Genomic DNA, 23921 nt, shown 5'->3' with positions numbered 1-23921 from the left:
CGGAGCCCTCCCTACATTTCATTCAGCCGCGAGATGTTGGTATTGGCCCCCAGAACCACCAGCAAATCCCCCTTTTCCAGCAGGTAGTCTGCGGGGGGAGAGACCACCAGCGATTGCTTTCGCTTCACCACCAGCACCGTGATGCCGAAGCGGCGACGCAGATCCGACTCCGCCAGCGTATGGCCCACCAACGCCTCCGGCACCTGTAATTCCGTAATGCTGTAGCCCGGCTCCAGCTCTAGCTGATCTAGGATCCCCGGTGCTGTCAACACCTGAGCCAAACGGCGCCCTGCCTCTTGCTCCGGCAACACCACCCGATCTGCCCCCACTCGCAGGAGAATAGAGCGTTGCCGCTCGGTCGACGCCTTACAGACCACATTGCGCACCCCCAGACTTTTCAGGGCCACCGTCGTCAGCAAATTGCTCTCAAAATCGCTGCCAATGGCCACCACCACCGTGTCGAAGGAGAGGATATCCACCGCTCGCAGCGCATCTTCATCGCTGGAGTCGAGGGCCACCACCTGCGTCAGCTGATCCGCCAGGCGCTGCACGATCTCACGGCTGCGGTCGATCCCCAAGACATTGTGCCCTCGCTCCATCAAGGTGAGAGCCAAGCTAGAACCAAAGCGCCCCAGACCAATTACCGCATATTCACGATCCACCCGCTGCCGTTCGCGCCGGCGGAACGCAGTCCCTGCCATAGGATCTCCTGCCCCCTCTTTCAAGAACAGATCATAAGTTCATCCAGCAGGGATCGGAAGGGCCGCGACTCTAGGCCGACTCAGGCTTGGGCAGCGTAGAGGGGTGAGGAATCAGCTCGCGGGTGGAACGGCGCTCCACCATCTCTGCGGTGATGCGGATGTGCTTTAGGTCGCGGCGGGAGGGTGCCTCGTACATCACATCCAGCATTAGCTCTTCCACAATGGCCCGCAGGGCGCGAGCCCCGGTCTTGCGGCGATAAGCCTCTTTGGCAATGGCAGCAATGGCGGCAGGTTCAAACTCCAGTTCCACCCCGTCCATGCGCAACAGCTTCTGCGCCTGCTTGAGAATGGCGTTTTTGGGCTGCGTCAGGATCGCCTCCAGCGCCTTCTCATCCAGCGGATCCAAAGTCGCCACTACCGGGAGCCGCCCCGTGAATTCGGGAATCATGCCGTACTTGATCAAGTCTTCAGGCTCCAAAGCCTTGAGGGCATTGGCCATACGTTGCTCGCGGCTAACCGACAATTGCTCCCCTGGCTTGATAAAGCCCATCGATTTCTTGCCAATGCGCTGCTCGATTACTTTTTCCAGGCCAACAAAAGCCCCCCCGCAAATGAAGAGGATGTTGGAAGTGTCGATTTGAATGCAGTCTTGATAGGGGTGCTTGCGCCCTCCCTGGGGAGGCACGTTGGCTATTGTCCCTTCCAGCATCTTCAACAAAGCCTGCTGCACCCCCTCGCCGGAGACATCGCGGGTAATGGAGGGGTTCTCGCTTTTGCGGGCAATTTTGTCGATTTCGTCGATGTAGATGATGCCGCGCTGGGCCTCTTCTACGTCCATGTCCGCCACCTGCAGCAGGCGCAAAAGGATGTTTTCCACATCCTCGCCCACATAGCCAGCTTCCGTAAGGGTGGTAGCATCTGCAACCGCAAAAGGCACATCCAACATGCGAGCCAGGGTTTCCGCCAGCAGGGTTTTGCCGGAGCCAGTGGGGCCAATGATCAAAATGTTGGACTTCTGTAGCTCCACCTCATCCAGTTCCGAAACTCCGACGCTACCGGGGTTGGCCTTGGCAGCCAGACGCTTGTAGTGGTTGTAAACCGCCACCGACAAAACCTTCTTAGCTTTTTCTTGGCCAATCACATATTGGTCGAGATAGCGCATGATCTCCTGCGGCTTGGGCAACTGCGCCAAAGAAGGCAGGCTGCGGGAGGGTTTTTTGGGGGTTTCGCGACGGCCGCCGGCAGGGGCGGCAGCAGGAGGAGTGTTGCCGTCGTAGAGTTCCTCATCCAAAATCTCGTTGCAGAGCTCCACGCACTCGTCACAGATGTAGACCCCCGGCCCCGCAATCAACTTACGCACCTGATCCTGTGACTTGTTGCAGAAGGAGCACTTTAGATGGGAGTCATATTTGGCCATGGGATCCTCGTTGCTGCTTGCTCTTGGCTATCCTAATCCGGCAAAAGCCAGAAGAAAACTAAACCTTCCAATCCAGTCGCAAATTGGCTGCGAAAGCGTAAGGAGGCCGAAGTTGGTGGAATCTCACTGACCTACTAGTCTAGCATCTCCACTGGGCTCGTAGGGCTTGTTTCCGGATCCCCAAGGGGGCAGGGTGCCAAGAGATTCCCATGGGGATCAACTGGAAAGACTGGAGATATAGTCATTTCAAACTGGATTGAGACACTTCCCAAGCGCTCCGTGCCGCTTCCGCGACCACCCACTCTTCAAAAGGGAGCTGGGAAGCAATGCAACGGAGGTGTTTCATTCTTGCTTCAAAGTGACCATAAGCTTCTCCAGCGCTCTGCGCTACCCGTGCAAACGCCACAGCCTCGGTTCTCCCCAAGTGTCTTACAAGGAGGAAAACTGGAAATGGAAGGGGTGAGCCGTTTCGCTGCTATCGGGAATGGTCATACATCCTTTGGACGGATTTATAGAAAAACCGCCCGACTTGACGCCGAGCGGAAGATGGTGTGAGGAGTGAACGGAAACATGCGTCTCCGCTGATCCCATCATAGTTGAACTTATCTGGCACTGGCAAAGGAATCCTTCAGTTAAGTTGGATACTTTTTGGAGGTGTGGCCGTGCCTTTTTGTAACCAAAAAGGGGAAGGAACTGTCCGTGTTTCGTTCGCTTCCCCCTATTGGCGTCCACTCCTCACTAGAGATGAATCATAAATTATCCCTGCCGCTAAGACAACCCACCCTACCCAAGTTTTTCGGGGATCCACCCTGTCAAGGATGCAGATCACCGGATTCCACGGTGGGATCCAGCGCCAACAGCTCCGCTTCGGTCAGCAGGGGGATCCCCAGTTGTTGGGCTTGCTCCAGCTTGGAGCCGGGGTCAGAGCCCACCACCACGTAGTCGGTTTGGCGGCTGACGCTGGCGGTGACTTTGCCCCCCCGACTCTCAATCCAAGCCTTGGCCTGCTGGCGGGAGAGGGTGGGCAAGGTGCCGGTGATTACGAATTTTTTCCCGGCCAGGATCTGGGAGACGGCAGGGTTCTCCTGCTGAGGAAGAGCGGGGATCCCTAGCGCCTGCAACTCCTGCAACAGGCGACGATGGGCCGGCTCGGCAAACCAGGCCACCACCGCTTCCGCCACTTCCGCGCCTATCCCATAGATCTGGGCGATGGTTTCTGCGCTGGCTTGGGCCAAAAGCTCAGGGGTGGGAAAATGGCCGGCCAAAATCTGGGCGGTGACCACCCCCACATGGGGGATCCCCAGCCCGTAGAGCACCCGTTCCCAGGGCTGCTGGCGAGAGCGCTGAATGGCTTGCACCAGCTTTTGGCTGGAGCGGGATCCCATTCCCTCCAAACCCTGCAACTGCTCTGGGGTGAGGCGGTAGAGATCGGCTATGGTGCGCACCCCCAAGCTCTCCACCAATTGGGCTGCCCGCTTTTCCCCTAAGCCTTCGATATCCAAAGCATCGCGGCTGGCCCAGTGCTGCAATTGGCCCCGCAGCTTGGCCGGGCACTCGGGGTTGGGGCAGCGGGTCACGGCTTCGCCGGGGGGACGAACCAAAGGGGCGTGGCATTCGGGGCACTGGCTGGGCAGGCTGTAGGGAACGGCATCGGCAGGGCGCAATTCTTTTAGGATCCCGACCACCTCCGGGATGATCTCCCCGGCTTTGCGCACGATGGCAGTATCGCCAATGTGCACATCCAGCTCCCGCAGGCGATCGGCATTGTGCAGGCTGGCGCGGCTGACAAGGGTGCCGGCCAAAGGAACCGGCTCCAGCTCTGCCACTGGAGTGACGGCGCCGGTACGGCCCACGCTGGCCACGATGGCGCGGATGCGGGTGGGGACTTCCTGGGCAGGGTATTTGAGGGCAATGGCCCAGCGGGGAAATTTTTGCGTAAAGCCGGCCTCCTCCTGCAGCCGCAAGGAGTTCAATTTCACCACCACCCCGTCGCTGGCGTAGGGGAGCTGGGCACCCCGCCATCGCTCATAAAATTGGATCACTTCTCCCAAGCCCCGACAGACCTGGGAAAGGGGGTTGACTGGAAATCCCAATTCCTTGAGCTGCTGCAGACACTGCCACTGGGTTTGCGGGGGATCCCCGGCAGGCCATCCCTCCGGCCAGTGGAGGGCGTAGGCGAAGAAGCTGAGCTTGCGGGCAGCCACAACGCGGCTATCCAACTGCCGCAGGGTACCGGCAGCACAGTTGCGCGGGTTGGCAAAGGGGGGATCCCCGGCGGAGCAACGCTCCCGGTTAATCCGCTCGAACTCGGCTAGGGCCAGATAGACTTCCCCCCGCACCTCCAAAACGGGAGGCGGATCTGCTGTCGCCAGCCGCAGGGGAATCGAACGAATGGCGCGCACGTTGGGGGTGATGTCCTCTCCGGCCTGTCCGTCCCCCCGAGTAGCACCCCGCTCCAAAAGACCCTCGATGTAGGTTAGGGCCAAGGCGGCGCCATCAATCTTCAGCTCACATACATATTCCAGCTCTCCCTCTGTCCTGCTGTCGGGAACAGGGGCACGGCCCAAAACTCGCAGCAGGCGCTCTTGCCACTCCTCCAGTTCTTCTGGGTTGAAAGCGTTTTCCAAACTGTAGAGGGGGATGCGGTGGAAGACGGTGGGAAAATGCTCTGCAGGTTTTTCTCCCACCCGCTGAGTAGGGCTATCGGGGGTGACCAGTTCAGGGTAAGCCCGCTCCAGCTCTTGCAGCTCGCGGTAAAGGCGGTCGTAAACGCTGTCTTCCAGGATGGGCGCATCGTGGACATAGTAGGCAATGCTGGCCTTCTGCAGCAGGGTGCGCAGCTCGCGGGCGCGTTCTTCCAACTTGGGATCCATAACTCCTTGGGTGAGCAAGGTCTACCCCTAGGTTAGGGCTCCTGAGGAGCCAATAAGTAGGAGCCGATATTCTCCAAGCTGGGAGGATGTAGGAAGGGGATGGTCAAGATGGCCTGCTGGGAAAATGGCTGGGGGAGCTGGGCCAGAAGAGTCTGGTGACGACGGCGGAGGGCCTCTCCAAAGGGGGTAGAATCCTCTAACCACACTCGATTGAGAACGGCGTAGGGATGAGGGATCCCCAAAGCATCCAATTCCGCCAAGAGACGCTCGGTTTCCGCCAGAACTGCTTGCTCGGGGTTAAAGACGGGGATAAAGGTAACAAACTGGGGATCCTGGAGCTGCTGCCGAAGCTGTCGCACCTGGGCCAAGAGCTCCCGCATCCGCTGCGCCCATTCCGGCCTGCCCACCACATCCCGATATTTCAGCCACAGCTTCAGGGCCAAGCTTACCCAGCCCTCCAGAGCCTGGGGCATCTGCAGAAACCGCAAGAGATGGCCTGTGGGAGCCGTGTCCAGCACCACCAGGTCGAACTGCCCGCTCGTCTCCTGTCGGAGAACACTCAACAGGGCCATCACCTCATCCAAGCCGGGTGGGGGCATCTGCAGCAGTTGCCGCCACGCCTGCGGGTCGTATTGGACTTCCACCCCTGCCGTCCCCTCCCCCGCCAAGATGGCCGCCACCTCCTCCAGGTAATCCTGCCGGAATTGCTCCAGCACCGCCGCCGCATCGATCTCCTGCCCCAGCAGGTTGGGCAGCAGGGGAATGGGATCCTGACCCAGTTTCGTCTGAAACAGATCCCCCAACGAGTGAGCCGGATCGATGGAGACCAGCAAGAGCTGCTTGTCGGGATGGCGCTTGGCCAAGTTCCAAGCCAGGGCCCCGGCCACCGTCGTCTTGCCCACACCCCCTTTGCCCCCCACCAACACCAGTCGGATCCCTTGGGTCAAAAAATCCGGTAGGGACGGGATCCCCTTGAAGGAAGGGAAGAGGGTGGAGAAGAGAGACTTTCTCTTCTCTTGGCTCTCTGCTTTTTGCTCTGGGATCCCTTCCAACTCCAGCAGCACCTCTGGCAAGGGGCGAAGCTGCTGCACCAGCTCATCCAGGGCCGCCAACCCAACCGGCTCCTGTAGTTGATAAGGACAGACCCAGATAGAGTATCCGGGCAGCTCCTCCTGCAGGGCTTTGAGCACGCGCCCCTGTTCCTGTTGCCGCGCCGAGTAGAGAGGAGAGGGGAGAGCAGCGGGCAGCGAAGGTTGGCTGTTATTCTCTCTTGCAAGCAGCACCTGATTGACCAGAAGACCGCCGATGGGCACGCGGCGGTTTTGCAGTTGCTGACAAAAGCGGCGGGTTTCCGCCACGCTCAACTGCTCCGGGATCATCACCAGCCAAGCAGAGGTGCTCTCCGGATTGGTCAAGCGGGCTTTGCCCCCCTCAAGTTCCCCCTGCAACTGGGCCAAAAACGCATCCGCCTCATCCGGTCGATAGGTGCCTGTCAGGGCTTGGGCGATCTCCCGATGCTTGGCCTGAAAGGTGGCAAACACAGCCAGAAGATTATCCAAAAAGTCGGGCAGCTCCAACAGCCGCAGGGTGTGCCCGGTGGGGGCCGTGTCCAAGATAACGGTATCCACCTCCTCCCCAGCCAGCAGCCGGTTGACCTCCAGAATCGCCATCAGCTCATCCACCCCCGGCCAGGCTAAATCCCAGATCGGCAGCAGATCCTCTCGGCCAAACCAACTGCCCCGCTCGGCAATGAGCTCCAGGGCCGGCCCATAGGTTTGCCGAAAAGATTGCAACAAAATCTCCGCTTGCAAAGCCCGCACCTGCAAATTGGGGCGATCCGGCAAGGGTTGGGCCACATCCGTAACCGAGATTTGCAGCACGTCCCCCAGCGAGTGGGCGGGATCCGTGGACATCAGGAGCAGACGGCGCTGGGGATCCACCTGGGCCAGTTGGCGAGCCAGCGCGCAGGTCAAGGTTGTTTTGCCCACTCCTCCCTTGCCGCTGAACAGCAAGAGGCGTTGGGAAGCCAAGAGCAGAGGATGGCAGGAATGCTCCTCACTGTTAACGCGACTGAGTTGCAAAGGGATCCCCTCCCACATAGGTCGCCCCTATTTTGGCCTGGATCCCTCTTGGGGATGCTCTAGATCACTGCAAAGGTACTCCGCACCGCTGACGGGATGGGAAGAGCTTGTACGGGAGCAGCTCACCGCAGTTTCTCCTCTCCCAGCCACACCCGGCGACGTCCTCTGTCCCACACCAGCAGCGCGTGGATCCCAATCCAAAGTCCTGTCCACAGCCAGTTGTGCAGCCAGATTTTGCCCAGAATGGGCAGGGTCAGGCCCTCCGTTCCCCCCAAAACCAGGCCGGCGGCCAAAATCAGCCCTTCAAAAGCCAGAAACCCCAAGATGAGCATGGCCGGGATCCAGAGATAGTTCAGCAGCAGTTGCCTTGGCCGAAGCGGCTTGGACTGAGAAAACAGAGGTCGGTAACCGCCAGCAAGAGCAATCCCCACCGTGCCGATCCCCAGCACCAACCCCCAGGCAAACGAATCGGGAGTGCGGGGATAGTTGTGCCAGGTGTAGCCAAAGATTTGGTTGGCCAGCCAAATCATCAAAGCACTAATGGCTGCCCTTTGGCGGGTTAAAGTTGTGCCTGCAACAATACCAACAGTTACAAAAGGAAGGGTACATGTATAAGCAATATTGCTGAGACAGCCGACGGTGGTAAACAAGCTGGGCCAGAACCAGCCTTGGGCCAAATCTTGAGCAGCTTGTATCCAAAGTGGGGCTGGGATTAAGCGGCGAGAGCTGGGAATGGGGATAGGTTGAGCACTCGATTGCAGGCCAATCATGACTTTAATCTCCTGGAAAAAGGTGGTCTTTCAGAGGACAGCTATTAAGCAAATGCTCAAAAACAATTTGCCGAGCTACTTGGGGAGTAACCCGCTTGTACCAGGTGCGATCCCCAGAGTAAAAAACCACGGGCCCCTGTTGGCAAACTTCCAAGCAGCCTGAGGTGATAACCTGTACGTCCAGGTTGGCTTCTCGAAGAGCCGATTCCAGAGCTTCCACAACCGGTTGGTAGTTGCGGGAAGGATAACAACGGCTGGAACGACAAACGGCAAGGTAGGGACGTTTAAGAGGGTTATCCTCATAGGGGATCCGCTCTTTCCCCTGCACATAGATGGCGCGGATGCGCTCGTAAAGAGAAAGCTTTTGGTAATCTGCTTTGCCTTCCGGCAGGTAGTCTTCCTCTGGCCCCAAAAAGGGGCTGGGCAGAAAAATCTGCAGCAAAGGCTCTTCTGCTCCATTCCAGAATTGGATCCCCCACATGCGGGGCTGACCTTGGGGATTGAGGCGCCGGTAGAGAGCAGCACGGCTAACCAATCTTTTGCGGCGCAGCTCGGGTGGGGTCTTGCGATGGGGGCCGCCTTGGTGCTCCTCCAGGCACAAATGCAGGTGCCAAGTTTCGGTGGCAACGGTTAGATAGCCATCGTAGAGCACGCACAAAGCTGGAGGTTTCTTGAAAGCCAGCTCCAGCACCCCGCCTTCCGCCACATGGCCCACCTGGATCTCGGCCCAGTGCTCTTGAAACAGCTCGTAGAGCAACGGCCCCAAGCAGTCAATATGGGCAGGGATCCCTTCATAAAGGGTTGTCCAACCCGTCAGAGAAACTTCCTGCCAAGCTTGATGGAGGGGGGTTATCCAGGGGGTAAAAGTGGCCATGAGAAAGCTCCTCAGTGCAGTGGTGGAATACGAGCAATCACCCCTTTTTTGAGAGGGCGCTCGGCCCAGGGTAGGATCCCATCTGGCTTGGTGAGGTAGAGCTCTGCTGTCTGCAGAATGAGATCCACATCTTTTGGATCGAGATCTCCAAAAACATAGGTCATCTTTTGAGGTGCTGCCAACGCAACGACACAAGCATGGCTGCAGCCGCTCATACAGGCAACCGGCTTCAGGGTCAGTTGAGGATTGAGGGTTTGAGATTGCAGGGCAGACAGCAGCATTTCTCCCTTGCTAATCCCTTCTTTTTGGCCGTTAACCCACCGAGATCCGCAAGTGACACAAACCCAAAGACAATGGCTGCTGGGTTGCTGGGCAGCGCTGCCAGCTTGGATGGGCAACTGGGAAGTTGATCGAGACATGGTGCTCCTTGATATAGTCATAGGTTTCTGTCCAAGCAAAGGGTGTGAGAAGAGGCAAAGACGATCTCAATGTCTTGGCCAAGGATTCAGCAGTGAGTTAGACAGCTAAAAGTCAGCCTCAAGTCGCTCTAAAATTGGCCCCTTAAATTAAGCCGAACGGTGCGACCCACTCCGGGGTAGCCGGGGAAAACCTCATATTGCTCATCCAGCAGGTTATCAACCCCCACTTCTAGAGCGAGATTTTCTGCTACTGGGATCCCTCCCCGCAGAGCCAGGTTGGTGTAGCCGGGCAGAGATTGGGTATTGGCGTTGTTGGTAAAGAAAGTGCCAATGTGATGCAGGAAAACTGAGGCATACCGATCCTCTGCATCGCGGTAGCTCAGGCCCAGGTTGAAGCTGTCTGCTCCCACGAAGGCTAGCTGTTTGCCAACCGCTTTGGGATCCAGCGCCGAGCGGATGATGGGATCGTTCAGGGTGTAGTTGGCAAAAAGAGTCCAGTTTTCCCCCAATCGCAAATCCAGGGCTGCTTCCAAGCCCGTGTATTCCACGAGCTCAATGTTTTCGTAGGTTCCCCTGCGCGGGCCAGTGCTGACAAAGGTAATGCCATCGCGGATGCGGTTATGGGCAAAGGTCAAGCGCAGTAGGCCAAAATCTCCCAAAGCCTGATCCAGGCCAATGTCAAAACTCTCTCCCCGCTCCGGTCGCAAATTGGGGTTGCCGTCGACTTCAAAAAAGCCGCGCAGCCGAAAGAACAGGTTTGAGATCAAGGGGGTGCGAAAGCTGCCGGCATAATTGGCCCTCAGGGTGGTGCCTTCTGCCAAAACCCAGCGGATCCCTGCGGCAGGAGAGGTGGCCGAACCGTTGACCAGATTGCTCGAATCTTGGCGAACACCTAAGTTGAGATAAAAGTTGGGCTGTGGCCTGTAATCCAGGCGGGCGAAGAATGCCCCCTGATTCACAGTATTGTCATAGTTGACGTTGGTGGATCCCCTGGCAAAGGAGAAGGTGGTGTTGCGAGCTGAAATGGATCGGTAATCCGCTCCTAGAGTAAGCTCCAGGTTTTCAGCAGCCTTCCAGGTGTATTGCAGTTGGGATCCCCACCCCGTTCGCAGGATCTCATCCCGGGATCCCTGGCTTTGTGGGGCGCTGAAGCGATAGTTGAGGTCGTCAAAAAATACCCTGGCTTGCAGGGATCCCCTCTCTTGATCCCACAGCCAACTGAGATCTAACAGCAGGTCGTTGGTGTTTTGCACTGCATCGGGGGAGGGAAACTCGGTGCTGCCAGGCACCTGAAACGCTTTGTTGAGATAAAGGGCATTTCCGGTTAGGACTTGGCCTTCTGCCAATTGCCAGGTGAGCTTGGCTTGTAGGTTGTGGTACTCCACCGCCGAGTTTTCCCGCCTGCCGGCTTTGCCCAAACGCCTAATTTCAAAAGGAAAGTCGTTGTTGCTCTGCAGACGGCGATAGCTGACCACCCAGCCCAGATCCTGCGCTTGGCCGCGGTTTTGGATCCCTTGCTCGTTGAGGCCGTAGCTGCCGATAGCCGCTTCCAGCACGGTCTCGGATCCCGGCTTTGGCTCCAGGGTTACGATGTTCATGACCCCGCCAACCGCGTCGGATCCGTACAAAGTGGAGCCCCCACCTGGAGAGATCTCAATACGCTCGACCACATCTGTAGTGATCTGGGACAAATCAAACCCGCCAAAAAAGCCCAGGTCGTTAATGGGGCGGCCATCCAAGAGCACCAACACCTGGGCCGTTCGTCCTCCCCGCATAAACTGGGAGCTAAGGGCTCCCAACTGGGTTCCCGCCGTGCCGTCGCTGAGGATCCCGGGCAGGTAGCGCAGGGCCTCCTGAACCGTTCTTGCCCCTTGCTCTCGAATTTGCTGGCGGGTAATGACGTAAACCGGGCGGGAAGAATCCCGCAGCAAACCAGGACGGCGAAAAGGTGTGGTGACGGGTTGATTTAAAATCTCGGCGCTAACACCGGTTTCCAAAACCTCTTGAGCTGAAGGTGAAGAGGCCGCCGGCTGCGCCCACGCTGGGATCCCCAAAGCAAGACCCCCCAGCGCCAGGCTGAGACCTAGAATGGGATTCATTTTCTTTCTTGAAGCTCCTGATTCCGTGCGACGCGGAAGAAATGCGAGCCAAAACCGCAGGCGGGCATCCTGACTGAGGGCATAGGTCTAGCCTAAGCCCATCACAGTTGCGGCACAGCGCCGGATTTGCACCGGACTTTCCCCTTTACATGCCCTGGCTGATCCCCAGGACAACCTGTCGGTACAGCTTTCTCTGCGATTGCTCCGAAAAAGCCGTGCTAGGCATCATACATCCCCTGCTCTGGAGTTCCTATCCTGCCAGGGGGGATGTCATCCCCAGGGGTGAACAGGATCCCAACGGCAATCCCAGGGCTTTGGATGGGCCACATCCCACCAACTTAGAAAACCTGGGCCAGACTTCTTCTTTGCTTTGTAAGCGGTTAAAGAGTAGCCCACTACTATTCCAGATCCTGAGGCCCAGGGATCCCTTAGCCTTTTAGAGAACAGAGATACGCTGAGACTTCACAAGACCCACAGCTTTTGGGAAAGCAAGATGGGGACGCTGGCCTAGCCGTCATGGGCGGGATCCGTATGAATTAGTACCCAACCGGGTAGAAAAGAGGGGCTTTTTCGATTTCAGGCGGGGCTGTCGTCTGGTGGGCTGGATCCGGTTCAACATGGCTGGGAGAGGCAATTGGCACCTCGATCATCCGATCCGGTACCAGCGGCACCATTTCGGAGCGGTCGGCGATTTCCCGCAGAGAATTGGCAATGGATTCTTGAGTCAGCAGAAACTGTCGTTCGTTGCGCTGCATCTGCTGCCACACCTGGTAACGCTGGCTCCACCGGCTTTGGGTATGCACAGTCCAACTGTAAAGGCTTAACACTGAAACCCCAGAGAGGATAGCCATCCCTGTGGAGATCTGCTTCCACCAAGCTAGGTGTTCTGCCCAAGCCGAATGTTGGCTGCGAGGATGGGCTGATTTCAACTTCAAATCCAAAGGCTGGGTGCGGCTGGCTTGAACTGTACCGGAGAGGGGTCGGCTCAGAGCAGAAGGCTGTCTGTGGCGACGAGGGCTTTTGGGACGATCAAGACCTGCGTTCAAAGGCTGGCTAACCATAGGGCTTAACCTCACACACACCAAGGGATCCGACGGTGCAGGACTGCCGGTTCCGCTTCACCCTAGTTCCCCGCATCCCCCAATAGCAACCCCCTTCTCCCGATTCCCGGCCTCAGCAGGACAGCTGTCCGCTTCACGGTAGCCGATCTCTTGAGAGCGGGAGAACTAACCTAAACCTACATCTGACTGCTGCGGGCAGCCACTCGCAGTTTGGCAGAGCGGGCCCGTGGATTGCGTTGCCGTTCCAGTTCGGAAGGGGACAAGGGCCTGGGGGTGAGCACCTGCCAACGGGGATCCCTGCGGAAGGCCCATTTCACCAAGCGATCTTCAAGGCTATGGAAGCTGATCACGGCCAACCTGCCGCCGGGTTTCAACCAAGTGGGGGCTTGGGCCAGCAAGGTTTCTAAAGCCTCCAGTTCTCGGTTCACGGCAATGCGCAACGCCTGAAAGACCCGAGTGGCCGGGTGAATGCGGCCTCGCCGAGCTGCCGGAGGTACTGCCTGCCAAACCACCTGGGCCAACTGGGTAGTTGTGGCGAGGGGACGAGCCTGCTCGATGTGATGGGCAATGCGGCGGGCAAATCGCTCTTCGCCGTAACGGGTGAAAATCTCGATCAACTCTTCGACCGGGCGATGATTAACCCAATCGGCAGCGGTTTCCTGAGCGGCACTGGGATCCATGCGCATGTCCAGCGGCCCCTCTCCGCGAAAGCTAAATCCCCGCTCAGGGCAGTCCAGTTGCGGCGAACTCACCCCCAAGTCGGCCACGATGCCATCGAAGGGGATCCCCTGCCCCTGCTCATCCCGAAAGCCGTGCTGCTGCAGATCGAAATCGGCAAAATTGAGGTGCCACAGTTGGATGCGGCTGCCGGGGATCCCTTCTGCTGCAAAACGCGCTTGCGCCGCCTGTAGAGCCGCCGGATCCCGATCCAACCCCACCACTCGGGCAGCTCCCCCCCGCAGCAGCGCCAAGCTGTGCCCACCCCCTCCCAACGTCACATCCAAAAAAATACCGCCCCCCTGGGGTTGCAGGTAGGCCATCACCTCCTCGGTCAAAACAGAGTCGTGTTGATACACCTTGCCAAGCACGGTCTGCGGGGGTTCTATTTCTGCTGCTACAAAGTTCAGTATCTGCAAAAAAAAAAGGCCGAGGCCAGGCCCCGACCGAGGAATCCATGTTGTTAAGGTGATCCTCTGGGAAAAGAGGGGTTGCCGTCAAAAGACAGGCTGTCTTGGGATCCCCGGCAAAATCTCTGGGGCGCGAGTCCCGCTCTGAGTATGATGAGACTGCTGCCGCTTTTGCCCAGTCTGCCATCAGAGTTGCTGTGTTGACTCACTCTTCTTCTACCGATATCCTCACTCTCTCGCCGGCCAAGGGCCTGCGCGGCCAAGTGAGCATCCCCGGCGACAAATCCATTTCCCACCGCGCCCTGATGCTGGGATCCCTGGCCGAAGGAGAAACCATCATCCAAGGGCTGTTGCTGGGAGAGGATCCCCGCAGTACGGCAGCCTGTTTTCGGGCGCTGGGGGCAGATATTTCGGAGCTTAACAGCGAGTGTGTTCGCATTCGGGGGGTTGGCCTGGGCCGGCTACAAGAACCGGCGGACGTGTTGGATGCCGGCAACTCCGGCACCACCTTGCGCCTGATGCTGGGGATCCTGGCTGGCCAGGCCGGGCGCTTTTTTGCCGTCACCGGCGATCGCTCCCTGCGCTCGCGGCCCATGGGGCGGGTGGTAGAACCGCTGCGGCAGATGGGGGCCAGCATTTGGGGACGGGCCGGTGGGACGTTGGCACCTTTGGCCGTACAAGGGGGATCCCTGAAGGGCATTCACTACCGCTCCCCGGTGGCTTCAGCGCAGGTAAAATCCTGCCTCTTACTGGCGGGTCTGCTGGCGGAAGGCACCACCCAAGTCACCGAGCCGGCTCTCTCTCGGGACCACTCGGAACGGATGTTGCGGGCCTTCGGGGCCAACATTCAGGTGGATCCGGAAACAAAAACCGTGGCCGTGGTGGGGGGATCCCGCCTGGTGGGCCAGAGAGTTCAGGTGCCGGGGGATATCAGCTCGGCAGCCTTTTGGCTGGTGGCCGCCTCCATTGTGCCCGAGAGCGAATTGCTGCTAAGGGATGTGGGCCTCAACCCCACCCGTACCGGTGCGCTGCAGGTGTTGCAGGAGATGGGGGCCGATATTCAAATTGAAAACTGCCGGGAAATGGCCGGCGAGCCCCTGGGAGATCTGCGGGTGCGTTCGGCCCGCTTGCGCGGCTGCACCATCGCCGGCGATCTCATCCCCACCTTGATCGACGAGATCCCAGTTTTGGCGGTGGCGGCGGCCTTTGCCGAGGGGATCACGGTGATTCGCGATGCCGCAGAGCTGCGGGTCAAAGAAAGCGACCGTCTGGCTGCCATAGCCCAAGAGTTGAGCCGCATGGGAGCCCAGGTCACTGAATATCCTGATGGCCTGGAAATCAAGGGAGGGATCCCTCTTCACGGGGCCGAGGTCGACAGCCACGAGGATCACCGCATCGCCATGAGCCTGATGGTGGCAGCTCTAGGAGCGCAGGGATCCACCCTCCTCAGGGGAGCCGACTGTGCCCGCATCTCCTACCCCGACTTCATTCCCACCCTGCAACGATTGACTGCTTCCCCCCTGGAGTCTTGAGAGGGCCCATCTTTAACTTTGCCGCCTCTGCTCCTATGTCGACCTGCCCCAGCCCGCCCGGCCCTATCGCCATCGAACATCTCTGCTTCCGGGTTCCTCCCGGTGGGCAAGCAGCCTTTCTTGAGCAAGACGAGCGGGTTTGGGGATCCGCCCTGCGCCGGCATCCGGGTTTTCTGGGCAAAGAAGTTTGGCTGGATCAAGAGGATCCCGAACTTGTCCACCTCATCCTCCGCTGGGCCAGCCGTGCTGACTGGAAGGCCTTTCCCTCCGAGCAAGTGGAGGCATTGGATCGGCAAATGCGGCCTTTTTATGTGCGCTTGGAACAGGCCAAAGAATACCAGCTCTGGCAGCCCGGCCCTTCTGCAGGGACAGGAAAGCAGGATTAAGGGATCCCTTCAGTCTCAAAACCTACCTCAGAGCCCACCGAGTCAGCCCTGGGGGATCCTGCCACCCGCTCCTGCTCCACCAGCTCCCGCAAACTGGGCATGGTCACGGCCAAAGCTCCTTCTCGCCGCTGCAGCCCCGCTTCAAAACTCTCAGGGGTGACAATGCCGCCGGAAATGAGCATCTTAAAAGCATCTTCCACCGGCATGAACACTTCCACCACTTGGTCTTCCGGCACAATGGCGTACCAGCCCGTCGTTGGATTGGGGGTGGTGGGCACAAACAGTCCAAGGGAGCGCTGCGGCCCATCGGGCCGAATGGGAGTTTGAATGGTGCCCGTCACAAAGGCCAGCGCCCAAGCTCCTGGTCGGGGATATTCCACCAGCACCACCCGCCGAAAGCGCTGATTGTTGGGGGCAAACAAAACACTGACCAATTGCTTCAAGGTCTTGTACACCAGCCCCGCCACCGGAATCGCATGGAGCAACTGTTCGCTGAGATTGAGCAGCCACTGGCCGACAATGTTGCGGGCCATGAAGCCAATCAACAGGATGAGCACAATCGGCGTCAACAGGCCCACCGCCAGATCGATGAGGTTGATCAAGATCGGGTGCAAACCCTGGATGGGATTGAACTGCTTCGGAATGCTGGTCAGAAAGCCAATGCTCCAGGTGGCCACCTCCACCGTCAGCCAAATGGTAGTTGCCAGAGGGATCACCACCAGCAACCCCGCCACGAAGTAGTTCTTCAGATGCTGTTTCCATTGTGAAACCATGGTGAGGTCGTCCCGTCGAGTCAACCGAGTGGATGCATCGAACCCTTGCAAGTGAAGCTTGCAGATGGCAATCATGATACCTGCCTTCTGCGTTGCCCTCACGGGGGGCAGCCGCAACTTGCCGGCAAAAGAAATCGGGCTGCCAAAAAGCGCAGAGCCCCAAACTTTCATCAGGCCGATAATGCTATCTTAAGTCGATATAAAATTTTGTAAAGGCAGGGATCCCGTCCCGAGGCGTTGTGGCCAAGCCCCTGGATGGTTTGTGTTTCTGCCGGGTGTTGCGTGGGAGGCCCTATGTCAGAGTCAGATTGGCTAGAGCATACCTGTCAGGTGGAGGTGCCTGTTCCCATTGAGCAGGTATGGGATTTGTGGGCCAACCTCACCCTCATGCCCCGTTGGATGAAGTGGATCCGCTCGGTGGAATTGCTGGATCAGGAGCTATCCCGGTGGACACTGGATACCCGCGGCCTCACCTTCAGTTGGATCTCCCGCACCCACACGGTGGTGAAACACCAACACATCGGCTGGAGTTCGGTGGAGGGGCTGCCCAATCGGGGCGCGCTGCGCTTTTACGACCGCAAAGGCAGTACCATTGTGAAGCTGTCGGTGGCCTACAAGATCCCGGGGATCCTCGGCAAAATCTTGGATGGCCTGTTTGTGGGCAAAGTGGTGGAGAGCACCATCCAGGCGGATCTGGAGCGCTTCAAAGCCTATGCCCTAGAGCATGCGGGGCCAACCGCCGACAATGCCTCGGCCAGCTAGCCTCAGTTTGTCAGGCCCAAGTGTTTTGCTGAACTCCCCCTTCCTTGCCAACCCTCACTGCTGCAAAGGTCTTCTTCATGCCCGATCCCTCTCCTGAGCCTGTCATTGCCCTCTCTCGTCAGCCGGTGGACAACCGCAACATTCGCTTCTCTCTGGAGCGGGGCGAGCTGGATCTGGATCAACTTCTCCTGCTGTTGAACCGCAATGCCTTTTGGGCGCAGAATCGCCAGCGGCAGGAGATGGAGCGGGCCGTTGCCCACAGCCATCCGGTGGTCAGCGCCTGGGATGGGGAGCGCCTGATTGGCTTTGGCCGCGCCACTTCCGATGGGGTTTACCGAGCCGTCCTCTGGGATATCGTGGTTGATCACGATTACCGACGTCAGGGCATTGGCCGCAAGTTGGTGGAAACCCTGATCAGCCATCCCCACCTGCAGTCGGTGGAGCGCATCTACCTGTTCACAACCCATCAGCGTGGCTTTTACGAGCGAATCGGCTTTGTGGAAAATCCCAGCACCACCTTGGTTTTACACGGGCGCCCTCTGGAGTTTTTAGTCCCGGCTGCCGAGCAGGAGCAGGCTTGACCGACAGGGATCCTGGGTGAGTGTATCTTGAACAACAGTGGGTTGGCTCTGCCTTGGGAGGAGGACGCGCTAGCCTGAAAAGCAAAAAGGGTGAGAGGGTGTACTCATGGCCAATCGCCTCGCCACAAGTTCCAGCCTTTATTTGCGCAAGCACGCCGAGAACCCGGTGGACTGGTGGCCTTGGATCCCAGAAGCTCTGGAGAAAGCCCGGGCCGAGGATAGGCCGATTTTCCTATCCATCGGCTATTCCAGTTGCCACTGGTGTACGGTCATGGAGGGCGAGGCCTTCTCCAACCCTGAAATTGCCGCCTTTTTGAATGCCCATTTTTTGCCCATCAAGGTGGATCGCGAGGAGCGGCCGGATCTCGACAGCATCTACATGCAGGCGTTGCAGCTCATGAGCGGGCAGGGGGGGTGGCCCCTCAATGTTTTCCTCACGCCCGATGACCTGGTGCCCTTTTACGCCGGCACCTATTTTCCTGTAGAGCCCCGCTTTGGCCGCCCGGGGTTTCTGGCCTTGCTGCAGCGCATCCTGCAGTTTTACCGGCAGGAAAAGGAAAAAATAGAGGAGATGAAAGGCCAGATTTTGACGGCTCTGACCACCCTCAGCGACCTGGTGCCGGAAGACCACATTCCCGCCGACCTGCTGCGCTCTGGGATCCCCAAGATCCAGCCTTTGCTCTCCAATGTCGGGGCGGTGCAGCAATTTCCCATGATGCCCTACGCCCAGTTGGTGTTGCGTTCGGCCCGCTTCGACCCACCAGAAGGGATCCCCGGCTCGCAGAGCGCTCTGGAACGGGCCAAAGAGCGAGGCATGGCCTTGGTGCTGGGAGGGATCTTCGACCATGTGGCCGGAGGATTTCACCGCTACACCGTGGATCCCACCTGGACGGTGCCCCACTTTGAAAAGATGCTCTACGACAACGGGCAGATCCTAGAGTTTCTCTCCGATCTGTGGGCGCACGGTATCCAAGATCCGGCCATCGAGCGGGCGGTGCGGCTGACGGTGGAGTGGGTGGCGCGGGAGATGACCGCCCCTGCCGGGTATTTCTACGCCGCTCAAGATGCCGACAGCTTTGCCCGGGCAGAGGATCGAGAGCCAGAGGAGGGAGAGTTCTACGTCTGGCGCTGGCAGGAGCTGCAGGAGCTCTTGGGGGAAGAAACCTTCCGCGCCTTGCAGCAGGCGTTTGACCTATCGCCGGGGGGCAACTTCCCCGATCGGCCCGGCTGCATCGTCTTGCAGCGCCAACAGGGAGGAGCGTTGCCGCCAGAAGTTGAAGCCGCCTTGACCACCCATCTGTTTCAGGCACGCTATGGCTCTGCGGAGCGACGAGTTCCCTTCCCTCCGGCAGTGGATGCCCAATCGGCCCGTCTGCAATCCTGGCCAGGGCGGATCCCACCCGTCACCGACACCAAGATGATCGTCTCTTGGAACGCCTTGATGATCTCCGGCCTGGCGCGGGCCTATCAAGTGTTCGGCAACGCAGACTATCTGCAATTCGCTCTGCGGGCTGCCCAATTCATCCTCAGCCAGCAGCGCCACCCTGAGACCGGATCCCTGTTGCGCCTGAACTACGATGGCACAGCTCAGGTGCCCGCCAAATCGGAAGATTACGCCCTGCTGATCAAGGCCCTGTTGGACTTGCAGCAAGCCTGCCTGCCCCTGGTGGGGGATCCCACCCCTCAAGACTGGTTGCAGGCTGCCCTCCAGCTCCAGCAGGAGATGGATGCGCAACTGTGGGATCCGGCCAGGGGGGGATACTTTGTCAGCGATGCCCAGAGTGCCCCTGAGCTGTTGGTGCGAGAGAAGGAGTTCCAGGACAACGCTACCCCTGCAGCCAATGGGGTGGCCATTGCCAACCTGGTGCGCCTTGCCGCCCTCACTGGAGATCTGGACTACCTGGAGCGGGCAGAGCAGGCCTTGAAAACCTTTGCCCACATCATGAGCACCCAGCCGCGCACCTGCCCCAGCCTTTTTGCCGGACTGGATTGGTATAGCAATTGGGTGAAAGTCACCCTGGAGGCCGATTCCATTCCCGCCTTTCAGCAACGATCTTGGCCCACCACCGTCTTTGCTCTCCCCACCGAAGCCGAACCTCTGCCGGAAGGAGCTCTAGGGCTGGTGTGCTGGGGCAACAAATGCCTGGCCCCTGCCAGTTCTCTCGAGCAAATCCAGTCGCAAATCGGCAAAGGCCAAAATCGAGCTTACTGACCTTTGCCCAACTTTTGCTCAGGGCAGCAGGGATCCCTTTGCCAAGGTTACCGCTGGGGCTCCGCAGGCTTTTCCACCCCAAAAAACTCAATGCGGTAACTTTGGATGCGGGTGCCCGTTTGTTGCTCCACTTGGGCCAGCAGTTCAGGCGGCAGCTCCACGTCCACATCCAAGATGCGGTTGCTATCCAGACAGTTCACGTGGCTGTGGGGATGGGTGCGGTTGCCGTAGCGGCGCCCATCGGCACGATCCAAGCACTCGACAATGTTGTGGCTGGCCAAAGCTTCCAGGTTTTGATAAACGGACGTGTGGCCAATCGGTTTGCCCTGCTGATTTAGGCGATCGTAAATCTCGCGGGCGGAGAGGTGCTCGCCACACTGCCACAGCAGCTCCAGGATATAACGGCGCTGTCGGCTCAAACGCAGATTGCACTCCCGGCACCGTTCCAAAGCAGCTTCCAAAGAATCCAAGGGGCGAGGCATGGAAAACCTCAAGTCATACCGAGTCTGAGATAGGTAGTTGCTCATCTCTACCAAGGTAGCATTTGTGCGTCAACAGTTGTTCAAAAAACACCCCGAACTCTACAAGAGCTGCCGCGCATAGCCATCTTCGAGCCGAGTCCAGGCCGTGCGCAGATGGAAGAGCCCAACATCAGCCTTTTGATTTTCTACAATACCGCTGGAGTGTTGGGGGCAAAGATCATGCGGCGGCGCAAGGTAATTCTGGGTTTGTTGGGGTTGGCCAGCAGCAGTGGATTGGCAGGAGCCTATTGGGCCAGTCGGCAGCAGCCCTCTCATCTAGCCCCAGGGATGGGATCCCCTAGAGCCGCTCTCCCCTCTCCTACCCCCCAGCCCACCCCCACCGTCGTCCCCCATCCAGATGCCCCCCATGGCCTCTACATCCCCCCCCGCCGAGATCTGCGCCTCTTGGTCATCAGTGACATGAACGGCATCTACGGCTCGGTGGAATACGACCCAGAGGTGGATCGGGGCATCGGCCTCATCCCCTATCTTCAGCCGGATATTGTTTTGGGAGGAGGAGATATGGTGGCCGGTCAGGATCCCCGCCTGTCGGAGGAGCGCATTCGCGCCATGTGGGCAGCCTTCGACCGGCATGTGGCTGGCCCAATCCGTGCGGCCAAACTTCCCTACGGCTTTACCTTGGGCAATCACGATGCTTCCTGTGCCCGCACCACGCGGGGCGGCTTTCTCTTTCAAAAAGAACGGGATCTGGCCCGCGAGTTTTGGAACGATCCGGCCCACGACCCAGGTTTGAACTTTGTGGATCGGGGGGACTTTCCCTTCTACTACACCTTTGAAAAAGACGATGTGTTTTACCTAGTCTGGGATGCCACCTGCAATTACATCCCGCCCGAACAAATGGCCTGGGCGGAAGCGGCTCTGGCCAGCGAACGGGCTCAGAAGGCCAAGTTGCGCATTGTCATCGGCCATCTGCCCCTCTACGCCATCACTGTCGGGCGCGACGATCCGGGAGAAGTGCTGCTGGAGGCGGATGCCAAACGGGCTCTGCTGGAGAAGTACCGCGTCCACACCTACATCAGCGGCCACGACCACGGCTACTACCCTGGCCACAAAGGGCAACTGCAACTGCTTCACTGCGGCATTCTCGGCTCTGGCCCTCGTCCTCTCTTGGGCAGCCCTCTGCCCCCCCGCAAGACCCTCACCCTTATCGACGTGGATTTCGAGAGCCCAGATGTTACCTATTACACTACCTATCACATGCGGGATCTGAGCGTGATCGACCAAGCAGAGCTGCCCCGTTTCATCACTGGGCACAATGGCTTGGTGCTGCGCCGCGACGTCAATTGGGACAACCTCACCCCCCAAGAAATCGCCACCTGCCAAGCTCGTATTGGATCCCTGTGTCGGGATTAACGTCTCCGTCTTGGCAAAAGATTGATGAGCCGTTTGTAGATGCTCTCGCGAGGGTTCTGCACACTTCGCGAGCAGCCCAGGCTTTTCAACAGATGATTCAAAGCAGCTTTTTCCAGCAACACCAGCCATAGCCGGTGCAACTGTGTCTCTCGCATAACGGATCCCAGTGATTGATTTCAGCGAAACTGTGGAGAGCTTGTGAAGAAAGTGGTAACTGTACCACCGGCCTATACCTCACAGACTTGCCACAAATGCTTGCCCATTCATCCCGACTCTGGTAAGTCGTACCGGGATGGGAAGGGATTTAAGTGCGGGCATTGTGGTTGGGAAGGGGATGCTGATTTTAACGGTGCAAATGTGATTGCGCTTTTGGGGGCTGCTGTAAACCAGCCTAGAGGTCAAGCCTACGGCTCGCTTCGCGAACGTGGTTGGCTTGCCAACTACAGGGCTACCGTTCGCGCCAGCGGGCCGGAGGCCTTAAGCCTGCCCTGTACTGCGAAGCAGTCAGGGTCGGGTAGTTTACATGACCTATTTCCGAGAGCTGGACAAATCTTGGTACCTGACTCAAGCGGGCTTGGCGGAGTACCTCGATACCCTCAGCGAACTCACGGAACGCTTGGAAGGTTTGCAGTCTTTTGCCAATCTCTGTGAACAGGCCAATCAGAAAGATCCGTATCAACTGATCCCTTCTGAATCGGAAGGTCTGTATTTGCTTGCCTTCGAGTGAGATGCTGCCAAACTGGTTGATTGTCGCGCCTTTCCCCTGCCATCGAATCCATCAGCAGCCGCAGCGCAAAACTCCTGCTACCCTGGTTGAATGATGGTTTCGTTCCTGGTTGAGGTAGAGGGGAATTTGACAGATGAGCAGGTGCGGGAGGGATTCCACGCTCTCTCCGACCCGATTCGCCTGCGCGTGCTGCAACTGCTGCAGGGGCGTGAGTTGTGTGTTTGTGATCTCTGCGAGGAGCTGAAGGTGAGCCAATCCAAGCTCTCGTTTCACCTAAAAACCCTGCGGGATGCGAAATTGGTCAATGCTCGCCAGCAGGGGCGCTGGATTTACTACAGCCTCAACCCACCCGGTTTTCAGCTCCTGCAGCATTTTTTGGATAGATTGGGGCAAGCTGGCCCTGTCAAGGCCGCAGTTCCCTGTGTGGAAGACCTCTAAGGCGAGCAGGGATCCCAAAATGTCCCTAGAAAAACTGTCGGATCCCGCCCTTGTACATTCCGAAGACGGGCTTGCTGCAACACAAGAAATTACAGATGTGAATGGTGTTCCCTGCTGGCAACCCCAGGGATCCCGGCGGGTCAACAAGGCCTCCGGCCCGCTGGCGCGAACGGAGAAAATGAGGATCCCATCTCCTAAAATCCATCAAAGTTCCCTGACACCAGCTCCCCTGTTGCTTAGTTAGGATTGATACAAGAGAGGTGGGAACAACATGATACGTGAACAGCGACAAGAGTTGGAACGCATCCACCGAGCACACCTGTGGAATCGCCTCAAGGAGCGGGTGAAACGCGCCCAGTTGAATCCATCTCTGCTGGCTTTGCTGGCACGAGAGGCTTTTGAGTTGGGCTTTCCCCTTCCCTCTTTATCTGACCAACCCCAGGTCAATTCCCCTGCTGAGCAGCCCCAAGATGGAAGTCATCATCGCCGCACAAGGCCTCCGGCCCGCTGGCGCGAACGGTGAGTCCACCCTCTCTTCTGGCCGAGAAAGCGGGCAGCCACGATCATAGGAGAATTTCTCTCCAGAGACTCTCAAAGCAGCTAGTCTAGGCAATGATTTTGAATAAATCAGAGCCCATGATGAACACCGCCGAAGCCCTTGAGATTCTCAACCTTCCGCCGGACGCAACCGAGCGGCAGATCCGGGGGCGACTGTTTCAGGAATACCAAACCCTCAGTACTGCCCTCGCAGAACTGGAGGACGAGCGACAAAGACCCTTGCTAGAGGCGCAACTGGCGCGGCTGAATGAGGCGCGGGATGTATTGCTTAGCGGGGGATCCCAGGCTGAGAAGGGTTTGTCTTGGGTCAGCCCAGAGGACTTGCCCCCCCAGGTGATTGTGCTGCTTTACCAAGCCAATGGGCAGGAGGGGATCTGTACGCGCCAGGTTGGGGGTCAAGATATCGTCATTGCTTTCGAGAGCTCGTTTGCGGCAAGAAAATATGCGCAGCGGTTGGCTCAACAGGGACTGCCCAAGCCCTTGGCAGAACGCTTTGACACGCAGGAGATCGTCGATTTTTGCCGCAGCGGAGGGTATGGGTTGATGGTGGTTCCGGCCAGCGAAACGCTGGAGCCTCTACAAGAAAGTACGGAAGCTGCCCGTGATTGGCAGGGCAGGTCTTGATGTCGTTTGGC

General features: G+C 58.4%; 22 protein-coding genes, 1 pseudogene and 1 riboswitch. Of the genes and pseudogenes, 11 read left to right on the top strand and 12 right to left on the bottom strand.

Annotated elements, in window-relative coordinates; translation table 11 throughout:
- Positions 1–11 precede the first annotated feature (11 nt).
- From ACVWZJ_RS06235 to rsmH, 10 genes are all read right to left on the bottom strand, one after another.
- Complete coding sequence (locus tag ACVWZJ_RS06235) at positions 12–701, bottom strand: potassium channel family protein (protein WP_011432960.1); 690 nt, start codon at positions 699–701, stop codon at positions 12–14.
- A gap of 70 nt (positions 702–771) precedes the next feature.
- On the bottom strand, positions 772–2118 hold the full coding sequence (gene clpX / locus ACVWZJ_RS06230) for an ATP-dependent protease ATP-binding subunit ClpX (protein WP_457395342.1): 1347 nt from the start codon (positions 2116–2118) through the stop codon (positions 772–774).
- 812 nt (positions 2119–2930) lie between these two features.
- A complete protein-coding gene (gene ligA / locus ACVWZJ_RS06225; protein ID WP_457395339.1) occupies positions 2931–4991 on the bottom strand; it encodes an NAD-dependent DNA ligase LigA in 2061 nt (686 codons plus the stop codon).
- A gap of 32 nt (positions 4992–5023) precedes the next feature.
- Positions 5024–7090: an ArsA family ATPase gene (locus tag ACVWZJ_RS06220; RefSeq protein WP_457395336.1), complete on the bottom strand. Its 2067-nt coding sequence runs from the start codon at positions 7088–7090 to the stop codon at positions 5024–5026.
- 104 nt (positions 7091–7194) lie between these two features.
- Entirely contained in the window at positions 7195–7842 is a 648-nt protein-coding gene (locus tag ACVWZJ_RS06215; protein ID WP_011432956.1) for a hypothetical protein, read from the bottom strand.
- Between the two features lie 4 nt (positions 7843–7846).
- Positions 7847–8716 carry a (2Fe-2S) ferredoxin domain-containing protein gene (locus ACVWZJ_RS06210; RefSeq protein WP_011432955.1) on the bottom strand — a complete coding sequence of 290 codons (870 nt, stop codon included), beginning with the start codon at positions 8714–8716 and terminating at the stop codon, positions 7847–7849.
- Positions 8717–8727: 11 nt separating this feature from the next.
- Positions 8728–9135 carry a DUF1636 domain-containing protein gene (locus tag ACVWZJ_RS06205; RefSeq protein ID WP_041436418.1) on the bottom strand — a complete coding sequence of 136 codons (408 nt, stop codon included), beginning with the start codon at positions 9133–9135 and terminating at the stop codon, positions 8728–8730.
- A gap of 128 nt (positions 9136–9263) precedes the next feature.
- Positions 9264–11234 (bottom strand): TonB-dependent receptor plug domain-containing protein, encoded by a 1971-nt coding sequence (locus tag ACVWZJ_RS06200; RefSeq protein WP_011432953.1) that lies wholly within the window; start codon positions 11232–11234, stop codon positions 9264–9266.
- 42 nt (positions 11235–11276) lie between these two features.
- Positions 11277–11428, bottom strand: a riboswitch (cobalamin riboswitch).
- 342 nt (positions 11429–11770) lie between these two features.
- On the bottom strand, positions 11771–12085 hold the full coding sequence (locus tag ACVWZJ_RS06195) for a hypothetical protein (protein ID WP_457395330.1): 315 nt from the start codon (positions 12083–12085) through the stop codon (positions 11771–11773).
- Positions 12086–12471: 386 nt separating this feature from the next.
- Positions 12472–13401 carry a 16S rRNA (cytosine(1402)-N(4))-methyltransferase RsmH gene (gene rsmH, locus ACVWZJ_RS06190; RefSeq protein ID WP_457395373.1) on the bottom strand — a complete coding sequence of 310 codons (930 nt, stop codon included), beginning with the start codon at positions 13399–13401 and terminating at the stop codon, positions 12472–12474.
- 218 nt (positions 13402–13619) lie between these two features.
- Between rsmH and aroA the strand changes: the two genes are divergently transcribed.
- Both aroA and ACVWZJ_RS06180 read left to right on the top strand, forming a co-directional pair.
- The gene (gene aroA / locus ACVWZJ_RS06185; RefSeq protein ID WP_457395327.1) at positions 13620–14954 is read left to right on the top strand and encodes a 3-phosphoshikimate 1-carboxyvinyltransferase; all 1335 of its coding nucleotides are present in this window, start codon (positions 13620–13622) and stop codon (positions 14952–14954) included.
- A 35-nt stretch (positions 14955–14989) separates the two neighbouring features.
- Entirely contained in the window at positions 14990–15340 is a 351-nt protein-coding gene (locus tag ACVWZJ_RS06180; protein WP_011432948.1) for a TIGR03792 family protein, read from the top strand.
- Here the strand turns inward: ACVWZJ_RS06180 and ACVWZJ_RS06175 are convergent.
- Positions 15337–16113, bottom strand: a complete 777-nt coding sequence (locus tag ACVWZJ_RS06175; RefSeq protein ID WP_238376947.1) for a DUF502 domain-containing protein — start codon at positions 16111–16113, stop codon at positions 15337–15339. The genes ACVWZJ_RS06180 and ACVWZJ_RS06175 overlap by 4 nt on opposite strands.
- 294 nt (positions 16114–16407) lie before the next feature.
- Between ACVWZJ_RS06175 and ACVWZJ_RS06170 the strand changes: the two genes are divergently transcribed.
- The 3 genes from ACVWZJ_RS06170 to ACVWZJ_RS06160 all read left to right on the top strand — a co-directional run bounded on the left by ACVWZJ_RS06170 (position 16408) and on the right by ACVWZJ_RS06160 (position 19668).
- Positions 16408–16875: an SRPBCC family protein gene (locus ACVWZJ_RS06170; RefSeq protein ID WP_457395324.1), complete on the top strand. Its 468-nt coding sequence runs from the start codon at positions 16408–16410 to the stop codon at positions 16873–16875.
- Positions 16876–16952: 77 nt separating this feature from the next.
- Complete coding sequence (locus tag ACVWZJ_RS06165; RefSeq protein WP_414329522.1) at positions 16953–17456, top strand: GNAT family N-acetyltransferase; 504 nt, start codon at positions 16953–16955, stop codon at positions 17454–17456.
- A gap of 106 nt (positions 17457–17562) precedes the next feature.
- Complete coding sequence (locus tag ACVWZJ_RS06160) at positions 17563–19668, top strand: thioredoxin domain-containing protein (RefSeq protein ID WP_457395321.1); 2106 nt, start codon at positions 17563–17565, stop codon at positions 19666–19668.
- A 47-nt stretch (positions 19669–19715) separates the two neighbouring features.
- Here the strand turns inward: ACVWZJ_RS06160 and ACVWZJ_RS06155 are convergent, their stop codons facing one another.
- Complete coding sequence (locus ACVWZJ_RS06155) at positions 19716–20150, bottom strand: Fur family transcriptional regulator (protein ID WP_011432942.1); 435 nt, start codon at positions 20148–20150, stop codon at positions 19716–19718.
- A 219-nt stretch (positions 20151–20369) separates the two neighbouring features.
- Between ACVWZJ_RS06155 and ACVWZJ_RS06150 the strand changes: the two genes are divergently transcribed.
- The 6 genes and pseudogenes from ACVWZJ_RS06150 to ACVWZJ_RS06125 all read left to right on the top strand — a co-directional run bounded on the left by ACVWZJ_RS06150 (position 20370) and on the right by ACVWZJ_RS06125 (position 23910).
- The gene (locus ACVWZJ_RS06150) at positions 20370–21563 is read left to right on the top strand and encodes a metallophosphoesterase family protein (RefSeq protein WP_457395370.1); all 1194 of its coding nucleotides are present in this window, start codon (positions 20370–20372) and stop codon (positions 21561–21563) included.
- 207 nt (positions 21564–21770) lie between these two features.
- Positions 21771–22081, top strand: a pseudogene (locus tag ACVWZJ_RS06145) (zinc ribbon domain-containing protein); the annotation flags it as partial.
- 5 nt (positions 22082–22086) lie between these two features.
- On the top strand, positions 22087–22290 hold the full coding sequence (locus ACVWZJ_RS06140; RefSeq protein WP_041436413.1) for a hypothetical protein: 204 nt from the start codon (positions 22087–22089) through the stop codon (positions 22288–22290).
- A gap of 93 nt (positions 22291–22383) precedes the next feature.
- Positions 22384–22728: an ArsR/SmtB family transcription factor gene (locus ACVWZJ_RS06135; protein WP_414330075.1), complete on the top strand. Its 345-nt coding sequence runs from the start codon at positions 22384–22386 to the stop codon at positions 22726–22728.
- A gap of 271 nt (positions 22729–22999) precedes the next feature.
- The gene (locus ACVWZJ_RS06130; protein ID WP_011432939.1) at positions 23000–23251 is read left to right on the top strand and encodes a hypothetical protein; all 252 of its coding nucleotides are present in this window, start codon (positions 23000–23002) and stop codon (positions 23249–23251) included.
- A 113-nt stretch (positions 23252–23364) separates the two neighbouring features.
- Positions 23365–23910 (top strand): DUF3110 domain-containing protein, encoded by a 546-nt coding sequence (locus tag ACVWZJ_RS06125; RefSeq protein ID WP_457395317.1) that lies wholly within the window; start codon positions 23365–23367, stop codon positions 23908–23910.
- Positions 23911–23921 lie beyond the last annotated feature (11 nt).

This window comes from Thermostichus sp. OS-CIW-29 (assembly GCF_054058195.1).
This window is presented reverse-complemented; position numbering and strand designations above follow the sequence as displayed.